Annotated in this window: 4 protein-coding genes; all 4 read left to right on the top strand. The window is 62.2% G+C overall.

Features of this window, described 5'->3' with window-relative positions:
• The coding region (locus tag ACIQ36_RS14320) for a bifunctional rhamnulose-1-phosphate aldolase/short-chain dehydrogenase (RefSeq protein WP_395830436.1) at positions 1-2,087 on the top strand (2,087 nt) is incomplete at its 5' end.
• Positions 2,088-2,097: 10 nt separating this feature from the next.
• The gene (gene rhaI, locus ACIQ36_RS14315; RefSeq protein ID WP_395830434.1) at positions 2,098-3,390 is read left to right on the top strand and encodes an L-rhamnose catabolism isomerase; all 1,293 of its coding nucleotides are present in this window, start codon (positions 2,098-2,100) and stop codon (positions 3,388-3,390) included.
• A gap of 42 nt (positions 3,391-3,432) precedes the next feature.
• Positions 3,433-4,191: a hypothetical protein gene (locus tag ACIQ36_RS14310; protein WP_395830432.1), complete on the top strand. Its 759-nt coding sequence runs from the start codon at positions 3,433-3,435 to the stop codon at positions 4,189-4,191.
• Positions 4,192-4,523: 332 nt separating this feature from the next.
• On the top strand, positions 4,524-10,515 hold a 5,992-nt coding region (locus ACIQ36_RS14305), incomplete at its 3' end, for an amino acid adenylation domain-containing protein (RefSeq protein ID WP_395830430.1).

The following is a 10,515-nucleotide window of genomic DNA, read 5'->3' as shown; positions in this document are numbered from 1 at the left end:
TCAGCCCGTCTCTCATCCCATCCCTATGGGATACTGCCCACGCCGCAACGCTTTCCGAGCCAGAGTTGCTGCTCTACCGCTCCAATTTATTGGGGTCGGACCTGCGGGTAACCAATTATGGCGGCGGCAACACCTCGGCGAAGATAGTGCATTCTGACCCATTGACGGGGAAAAGCGTCACCGTCTTATGGGTTAAAGGCTCCGGCGGTGACCTTGGCAGCATGGCGCTCGATGGGTTTTCCACACTCTATCTCGACAAGTTGGAGCAGTTGAAAACCCTCTATCGCGGGCTTGCGCAGGAAGATGAAATGGTCGGCTACCTGCCCCATTGCACCTTCAATCTCAATCCGCGCGCGGCCAGTATCGATACGCCCCTGCATGCTTATATTCCCCACGCCCATGTCGATCACATGCACCCGGATGCGGTCATCGCGCTTGCCGCCTCGGCCCGCAGCGAAGAACTGACGCAGGAGGTCTTCGGCGGCGAAATCGGCTGGCTCCCCTGGCAGCGTCCAGGGTTCGACCTGGGGCTGAAGCTCGAAGCCGTTGCCCGCGCGAACCCCAAGCTCTGCGGTATCCTCTTGGCGGGGCACGGTATTTTCACCTGGGGCGATTCGGCACAAAGCTGCTACGAGACGACGCTGCGGATCATCAACCGCGCCGCCGAGTGGCTGGAAGCAACCGTGACCGGCCCGGCGTTTGGCGGCCCCGCCTGCGCGCCTTTGTCGGCATCTGAGCGCCGCACCATCGCCGCCGCCCTAATGCCCGCCCTGCGCGGCCAGATTTCCACAACGCACCCAAAGGTTGGGCATTTCAACGATAGCGCCGAAGTGTTGGAGTTCGTCTGCGCGCGGGATCGGGACGCGCTGGCCGCGCTCGGCACCTCCTGCCCCGACCATTTCCTGCGCACCAAGATTCGCCCGCTGGTCGTGCCGTTCGATCCGCAGCAGCCGGATTTACCCGGCACCCTGGCCGGGCTCGATGCTGCCGTTGCCGCCTATCGGGCCGAATATGCCGCCTATTACGACCGCTGCCGCCGCCCGAATAGCCCGGCGATGCGCGATCCGAATGCGATCGTTTACCTCGTTCCCGGCGTCGGCATGATTACCTTTGCCGCCGATAAGGCTACCGCGCGGATTGCGGGCGAGTTCTATGTGAATGCCATCAACGTGATGCGCGGGGCCAATGGGGCCGACCGCTACGTCGGGCTGGACGAGCAAGAAGCCTTCGATATCGAATATTGGCTGCTCGAAGAAGCCAAGCTGCAACGCTTGCCGAAGCCGAAAAGCCTTGCGGGGCAAATCGCCTTTGTAACGGGCGGCGCGGGCGGCATTGGCCGGGCGACGGTCGAATCGCTGCTGGGCGAGGGCGCGGCGGTGGTGCTGGCCGATATCGATGCGGGCAGCCTTGAGGCCACGGTGCAGGAGTTCGGCAAACGCTTCGGTAAGGACCGGGTGACGGGCGTGCGCGTCGATGTGACCGACGAAGCCTCGGTGCAAAGCGGTTTCGCGGCGGCGGCCCTCGCCTTCGGTGGGGTTGATCTGCTGGTTTCCAATGCGGGAATCGCCTCCTCCGCGCCGATTGAGGAAACCTCGCTCGATTTGTGGAACCGCAATATATCCGTGCTTGCCACCGGCTATTTCCTCGTCGGGCGCGAGGCCTTCAAGATGATGAAAACCCAAGGAACGGGGGGCTCCATCGTTTTCATCGGCAGCAAAAACGGCCTCGCCGCCTCCCCCAATGCCTCGGCCTATTGCACGGCCAAGGCGGCCGAACTGCATTTGGCGCGATGCCTTGCGCTGGAAGGCGCGCCGCTCGGCATCCGCGTCAATAGCGTCAACCCAGACGCCGTGCTGCGCGGCTCCAAGATCTGGAGCGGCTCCTGGCTGCAAGAGCGGGCGGAGGCCTATAATCTTTCCACCGATGCCCTGGAAGATCATTACCGCCAGCGCAGTCTGTTGAAGCGCTCCGTCTACCCCGAAGATATTGCCGCCGCCGTGCTCTTCTTCTGCACCGGGGCCTCGGCCAAATCGACCGGGAATATTCTAAATGTCGATGCGGGCAATGCCGCCGCCTTTACCCGCTGAGGAGAGAGTCATGAGCTTTCGGATTTCCGCCGACGCCATCGGCACGGATAACGCCTGCCGCCTCGCCTTTTTGGAAGAGGATTACGCCGCCTTGAAGCGCCAAGTGGCGCGGCGTGGGATTGATCTTGATCGCATCGCGGATCGGGTCGCCGCGTTCGGCGTCGCCCTGCCAAGCTGGGGGGTTGGGACGGGGGGAACGCGCTTTGCCCGCTTCGCCGGACCGGGGGAGCCGCGCGGCCTGGACGATAAGCTGGAAGATTGCGCGACGATCCAGCACCTCACCCGCGCCACCCCAACCGTCTCGCTGCATTTCCCTTGGGATAGGCCATCCGACGCGGCGGCGCTGAAGGAGCAGGCGGCCAGCCTTGGCCTCGGTTTCGACGCGGTGAACTCCAATAGTTTCCAGGACCAGCCCGGACAGCTGCTTTCCTATAAATTCGGCAGCCTCACCCACCCCGATAAAGCCGTGCGCGACCTTGCCGTCGCCCATAATATCGACTGCATCCGCCTCGGGGAAACCTTGGGCGCGCCCGCGCTGACGGTTTGGGTTGGCGACGGGGCGAATTTTCCCGGTCAGCAGAATTTCACGGCGGCCTTCGATCGCTACCTTGAGAGCATGGCACAGATCTATGCCGCCCTGCCCGCCGATTGGTCGGTCTTTATCGAACATAAGCTGTTCGAGCCGGCGTTTTACGCCACCGTTATCGCCGATTGGGGCAGCAGCTACCTTGCTGCCACCGAGCTTGGACCGAAGGCGAAATGCCTCGTCGATCTCGGCCACCACGCGCCGAATACCAATATTGAAATGATCGTTGCCCGGCTCGTTCGCTTCGGCAAGCTTGCGGGGTTTCACTTCAACGACAGTAAATACGGCGACGACGATCTCGATAGCGGCTCGATCAACCCCTTCCAACTGTTCTTGATCTTCAATGAACTGGTGGATGCCGCCGAGCGCGGCGCGCCCGGTTTTGCGCCCGCTTATATGCTCGATCAATCCCATAACGTGACCGACCCCATCGAAAGCCTGATGAGTAGCGCGATGGAAGTGCAGCGCCGCTACGCTCAAGCCCTGTTGATCGATCGAGGCGCCTTGACCGACGCGCAGAATGCCTGCGACGCGCTGGGGGCGCATACGATGTTAAAGCAGGCCTTCAATACTGATGTTTCGCCGCTGCTGGCCGAAGTCCGCCGCCGCGCGGATGGGGCCATCGATCCCATCGCCGTTTACCGGGCGAGCGGGTATCGCGCGGCCAAAGCGAAAGAACGCCCGCCGCGTTCGGGATCGTCGGCGGGGATCGTCTAGTCGCCGTTGCGCCCGGCCTGGGCCAGGTCAGGCGGGCCGCGATTGCGTCACGGATATTCGGCCAGTTCGGATGAGCACGATTCGCCACAATTCTCGGTTGTTTTGAATGAAACAATCTTCTATGGAACCCCATCGTTACCGATAGACAGAAACATGATGGTGCTCTTACAACCTGCTCCCTGGATCAAAACGCTTCTCTCCTATCTCGATTTATCCGGGGGGGTGAGTGTGCGGGAAGATATCGATTTGATGGCCCTATGGTATCGGTGGTCCGCGCGGTCGCTGATGCCGTTCGGCCGTGATGTCGCCGAGCTTACCGGCGGAAATCCCCATCTTTACCAGCGGGTTATCGAATGTCATACCGTTTCGGCAGATGAGGCGGATTGGTTCGGTTGCCTTCAGCCGATGTTTGCCGATTTGTTCGAGCGCGGCTACCCAATCCGCCGATCTTTCGAAACGGCTTACAGAAGTGCAATGGCCTACGCTGAGCAGAATAGCGCTATGATTACCGAATATTTCGGCACACCCGAAGCCTATGCCAACTATTACGCGACGTTAAATAGCAGCACAAATCAGAAAACCACAAGCCAAGCGAATGCAGCAATTCGAGCAGAATGGACTGCAAAGGCCTATGCACGCAATGATAGCGGCTTGCTTGCACAGACATACCCGCAGGCCATTATTTACGCGCTCACTGAAGGTTATGCGAATGCACATACGAGTTTCGATGCTCCCAAAGCCCGCGAGGATGCACGTAAACGGATATATGATGATTTACTGGCCATACTTTATAGTGAATAAATATTTTCATATTTTTTAGAGAATAATTTTTAGAAAATTAAAATATGCTCACCACAAGAATCAATAATTACTATCCGGTTAAAAAAGGCATCGATATCCGGTTGCGATAAAAAAAACAGTTGCGCCTGAATCGAAGTTACACGTAGTGTTATTGTAGATTGAACATGCAATAGACGTTTCGCTGTCACCCTAAAGCTTGTTTACCAAGCTTTAGGGTGTAACCGTGAGCGGGGGGAACTTTTTTGTCTTTAACCGATAAGATAAAAATCAGAAATAATTCTTTCTCTCTCAATCCCCTCGCCGCCATTATAGCCCACTCCAAAAATCAACCGATGGCGGCGGCGCTGACGGATGCAGCGGGGGATCTGTCCTACGCTGCCCTGATTGCTCAGGCGCGGGGTGTGGCACAAGCGCTGGCTGACAGCGGCGTCACCATCGGCACGGTCGTTGCTGTCTCTTTTCCCCATCGGCGAGATCAGATCGTGAGCCTGTTGGCGCTCTGGTTTGTCGGGGCGGTTTACCTGCCAATCGATCCGGCAAATCCCCCGGCGCGCCTTGCCGCCATTCTGACGCAAGCCAAGCCTGCGCTCGCCCTGACCGACGCGGGCACCCCCCTGGCAGAGGCGGCGGATCAATTTTCGATTCCCCAGATGGACCTGTCGAAACCGCATTCCCCGATCCCGGCTCCACCCGCTTTCGACCCCGAGCGGCTGGCCTATATCATCTTTACGTCGGGATCGACCGGCGCGCCGAAGGGCGTGATGCTGCGCTATCGAGGTTTAGCCGCCGTCATCGCCGCCCAAGCCCGCGCCTTTGGCCCCGGCCCTGGGGATTCGGTTCTTCAGTTCGCCTCCTTCGGGTTCGACGCCTCTCTGTTTGAAATTCTTCTCGCGCTCGCGCATGGGGCTCGCTTGGTCCTGCCCCCGCCTGGCTCGCCCCCCTTGGGCGACGCCTTGGCGGACTTCCTGAGGGCCGAGCGGATAAGCCTCGCCACACTGCCGCCTGCGGCCTTGACCGGAGTGACACCCCCAACACACTCCGATCTGCGCGCCCTCATTTTGGCGGGCGACGCGCCGCAACCGGCGCTTGTTGCCGCCTGGTCGGCCCATTGTCAGGTCTTCAACGCCTATGGCCCGACCGAAGCGACAATCTGGTCTAGCCTTTATCCGTGTAGCCCTGCGCCCGCAGGCGCTCGTGACGCTCCCGTGCCAATCGGTTGGCCAATCGAAGGCACCGAATTTCACGTGTGGGACGCCGCCGGAATCCCCGTTGCCGAAGGCGAGAGCGGCGAACTTTATCTCGGTGGCGTCGGCATTGCCGCTGGCTATATCGGCGCGCCCGATCTAACGGCGGCGCGCTTTCTCCCGCACCCGCAGCGTGCGGGAGAAACCCTCTATCGAACCGGCGACCGGGTCTGCCGCCGCGCCGATGGGGCCTATGCCTTTCTCGGGCGGATCGATTATCAAATCAAGCTGCGCGGCTATCGGATCGAGCCCGGCGAAATCGAAGCGCAGATGCGCCGCTTGCCGGACATCAGCGATGCCCTGGTGATCCTAAGCGGTGTGCAACTAACCGCCTATTACAGCGGCCCGAAGCCCCAAACGCCGCAGGCGCTGAAAGCCGCGCTCGCGGCGGCGCTGCCTGCCTGGATGCTCCCCGCTGCCTTTGTCTGGCTGCCGCGCTTTCCCCTAACGATCAATGGCAAGATCGACCGGGCCGCCTTGCCGCCGCCCGACCCGGAAGCCGTTATCCGCCAACCCTACGCGGCCCCGCAGTCTGCTTTCGAGGAGGCCGTAGCCGCTGTCTGGTCTGAAATCCTCGGCCTCACGGGGCTGTCGCGCCATGATGATTTTCTAAGCCTTGGCGGTAATTCCCTCACCGCCGCGCAAAGCGTGGGGCGGCTTCGGGAGCGGCTGAACCGGGCCGTCAGCATCAGCGATGTTTTTGCCGCGCCGGTTGTCGCCGATCTCGCGGCCCGCCTTCAGAATGCGCCGATTGCCGCGCGGCCCGATGCGAGGCTGACCGACTTCCGCCCCCCTGAACCGCTGCCGCTCTCCGAGCAACAGAAGGGGGTTTGGCTGCTCGAAAAACTCTCGCCGAACCTGCTGGCCTATAACGCGCAGTCGGTCATCCGCTGGCGCGGCCCGCTGGACCGCGCCGCCCTGGGCCGGGCCCTCGATCAGATCATCGCCCGGCATGAGATTTTCCGCACGGCCTTTCCCGAGGATGCCGCAGGCATCCCGTTTCAGCAGATTTACCCGGACGCGCGGGCGGCCTTAACCGAGGTCGACCTTCAGCGGGCCGCCGATCCAATTGCCGCCCTATGGGCTGCGGTCGGCGACGGCGTGAAACAGCCTTTCGATCTAACGCGCCTGCCGCTGGTGCGCTGGGTTCTGTTCAGCCTCGCGCCCGACGATTATGCGCTGCTGCATATCGAACATCATCTCGTGCATGACGGTTGGAGCGCCAATCTGTTTCTGCGCGAACTTTTGGCCCTATATCAGAACGACTCGTCGGCCCTGCCGCCGCCCCCGGCGCAGTACCGCCATTATGTTGCCTGGCAAACCAGCGCCGAAGCCGAGGCGCGGTTTGCCGAGGATTTGGCCTATTGGACCGATAAGCTCGCGGGTGCCCCCCAGGTTCTGGAACTGCCGCAGGATTTTCCGCGCCCGCCGCAAATGAGCTTCCGGGGGCGGCAAATCCGGCACGAAATTCCGGCAGCGCTCTTTGCCCGCATCGAAGCCTTCTGCCGCAACCAGCACGTAACGCCCTATACGGTTCTGCTCGCCGCCTTTCAGCTTCTCCTTAGCCGCTATACCGGAATGGAGGATTTCGTGACCGGCTCCGCCGCCGCCAATCGCCCCCACCAGGAGGCGGAGGGGATGCTGGGGATGTTCGTGAACAGTATTGTGCTGCGGGCCAATCTTTCGGGCGATCTCAGCTTTATCGATCTGGTTCACCGGGTTCATGGGACGGTCGCGGACGCCTACGATCATCAAACCCTGCCGTTTGAACGTTTGGTCCGGGCGCTTCAGCCGCAACGGACGGCGGCGCGCAATCCGCTCTTCCAGGTTGGGTTCAGCTTTCATAATTCCGCCTTACCCCCGCTGGAGCAGCGGGATTTTTCCCTGTCGCTGTTTGAAGCCTATAGCAATGACAGCGCGAAATTTGACCTTGAAGTCGTCATTCTCCCGCGCGGACAGGCCGAGGCCCGCACGCTGACCCTGCTGTGGACCTACGCGAGCGACCTGTTTTTGCCGGATACAATTGACCGGATGCGCACGGCCTATGCCGAACTTCTCGACGCGTGCCTCGATGATCCGCTGAAAGCGCTTGCGCAATGGCCCGTCGCCGCACGGGCCGAACGGGCGCTCAGCCTTTCGACGTGGAACGAAACCGTCGTGCCGCCCGCCGATCCGCGCCCGCTGCATGCGCGTTTTGCCGATCAGGCCGCGCGCACGCCCGATGCGATTGCATTGAGCTTAGGCGAGCAACGCCTGACCTATCGCGCGCTCGATACCCAATCAACCGCCTTGGCGCAGCATCTACGCCGCCTTGGCGTCGGCCCGGAAGTCGCGGTCGCGCTCTGTTTGGAGCGGTCGTTCGATTTGATCGTCGGGGTTCTGGCGATCTTAAAAGCGGGCGGGGCCTATTTGCCGCTCGATCCGGCAAGCCCGGCGGAGCGGCTGGCGTTTATTCTCGACGATGCTAAGCCGCGCGCCCTGCTGGCCCATGCCGAAACGCTCGACGCCGTAAACGCGGCGCAGGCGGGTCTGCACGAACCGATTGCGCTCGTTATGGTCGATGCGCCTGAGGCTACTTCAGCGAGTTCGGACGCGCTGCCGACGGTTTCGGGCGAGACGCTCGCCTATATCATCTACACGTCGGGCTCGACCGGGCAGCCGAAGGGCGTTCTGGTGGAGCATCGGCAGGCAACGCGCCTGTTCGATGCAACCGCGCCTTGGTACGGGTTTTCACCCGCCGATGTCTGGAGCCTGTTTCACTCTATCGCCTTCGATTTCTCGGTCTGGGAGGTTTGGGGGGCTCTCCTCTACGGCGGGCGGTTAGAGATTATTCCGAAGGCGACTGCCCGCGCCCCGGAGGTCTTTTACGATACCCTCTGCTGCGCGGGCGTGACGGTGCTGAACCAAACGCCGAGCGCCTTTCTGGCCCTGATGGCGGCCCAGGCGGAAAGCCCGGGGGAGCACCAGTTACGCACGGTAATCTTCGGCGGCGAAGCACTCGATGTAACCCGGCTTCAGCCCTGGTATGCCGACCCGCGCAATCAAGCGGTTCAACTCGTCAATATGTACGGCATTACCGAAACCACGGTGCATGTCACCTATCGGCCCCTCCGCGCCGAAGATTGCCAACGCCCCCCCGCCAGCGGCAGCCCGATTGGGATTAAGATTCCCGATCTTCGGCTCTATGTGCTCGATCAGGCCGGGCATCCCGCCCCCCTCGGCGCGCCGGGCGAGCTCTATGTCGGCGGTGCCGGGGTGGCGCGCGGTTATTTGAACCGCCCGCAGTTGACCACCGAGCGCTTCCTCCCCAGCCCCTTTGTTCCCGGCGAGCGGCTCTACCGCTCTGGCGATTTGGCGCGCCGCAATGCCGATGGCACCATCGACTATCTGGGGCGGAACGATTTTCAGGTCAAAATCCGGGGGTTCCGCATCGAACTCGGCGAAATCGAAGCCAAGCTAAAACAGTATCCCGGCGTTCAAGACGCGCTGGTGATGGCGCGCGAAGATCGCCCCGGCGACCCGCGACTGGTGGCCTATTGCAAGGCTCCCGCCGCGCTCGCCGCGCCGGACCTGAGGGCGACCCTGGTCGAAAGCCTGCCGGACTATATGATCCCCGCCGCCTTCGTCACTCTGGCGGCCTTTCCGTTAACCGCTAACGGTAAATTGGACCGAAACGCTCTACCCGCGCCGGACCTCACCGCGTCGGAGACCGCCTACGAAGCCCCCGCAACCGAGATCGAACGCCAGATTGCAGTGATTTGGGCCGAGATCCTCGGACGAACGCCGATTGGGCGGCACGATGATTTCTTCGCCCTGGGGGGACACTCGCTGCTGGCCATGCGCGTGGCGGTAAAACTGCGTCAGGCGGGTTTGCCGCTGGACGTGCGCCGCCTCTTCAGCCATTCGACACCGGCCCGGCTAGCGACGGTTCTCGACACCGCCGAGCCGGTCGAAAGCGTCCCACCAAACCGGCTCACCCCCGACACGCCGCGCCTCACGCCGGAGCTTTTGCCGCTGGCAACGCTGCCCCAGGCCGATTTGGATCGGATTGTGGCGGAGACGCCGGGAGGGCTTGCCGCCCTTCAGGATATTTATCCGCTAACCCCGTTTCAGGAAGGCATTCTTTATCATCACCTGCTGACCCCCGGCAGCGACCCTTATTTGCTGTGGACGGTGATGCGGTTCGACACCCGCGCCGCGCTCGATGCCTATTGCCGGGGCTTCCAGGCAGCGATTGCCCGCCACGATATTCTGCGCACGGGCCTATGGTGGGAGGGGATCAGCCAGCCGGTTCAGATCGTTTACCGCAGGGCCGACCTGCCCGTTACCGACCTTACCTTGCCGCCCAGCGACGATCCGGCCGCTGCCTTGATTGCCGCCGTGAACCCGCCAAGCCTGACGTTCGATTTACGCCGCCCGCCCCTGGTGCGTTTATTCCGGGCAGAGGAAAGTGAGGGCCGGTGGTTGGTTCTGAAAGCCTTCCATCACGCGATTGACGATAATACCTCGCTGAAACAGCTCAAGGCCGAAATCGCGGCGCTGGCGACCGGACAGGCAAGCCTGCCGCCTGCGGTGCCCTTCCGAAATTTCGTGTTCCGCGCGCAGCGCAACGCCGATACGCCCGACGCGCGCGCCTTTTTCAAAACCATGCTGGCGGATGTTACCGAAACCGCTGCGCCTTTCGGTTTGCACGATCATCATAGCGACGGCAGTACCGTGCGGGTGGACCGGCAGTGGTTGGGAAGCCCCGCGACGGACCGTCTGCGCGCCGCCGCCCAAGCCCATCGGTTGACCGTTGCCAGCCTCGTGCATTGCGCTTTCGCCTCTGCGCTCGCCCGGTGCAGCGGGCCGACCGCGCCGTCGGTCTTCGGAACCGTCCTTTTCGGGCGGTTGGGCGGCGAGGCCGGGAGCGATCACAGCCTGGGGCCGTTCATCAATACGCTCCCCCTGCGCCTTGAGACGCGAGAAGGTAGTTGCGCCGAAGCCGCCGCCGAAGCCCATCGCCGTCTTTCGGCGCTGCTGCGCTTCGAGCATACCGCCCCGGTGGTGGCGCAGCAGATGAGCGGCATTCCCTCGCCCG

The sequence above is a fragment of the Elstera sp. genome, assembly GCF_044372965.1.
Taxonomy (GTDB): Bacteria; Pseudomonadota; Alphaproteobacteria; order Elsterales; family Elsteraceae; genus Elstera.
The sequence above is the reverse complement of the archived record's forward strand: the minus strand, read 5'-3'. Positions and strand labels throughout refer to the sequence as shown.

Excerpts from the sequence above, each read along its gene's own strand:
- rhaI (WP_395830434.1), top strand. The coding sequence starts at position 2,098 with ATGAGCTTTCGGATTTCCGCCGACGCCATCGGCACGGATAACGCCTGC.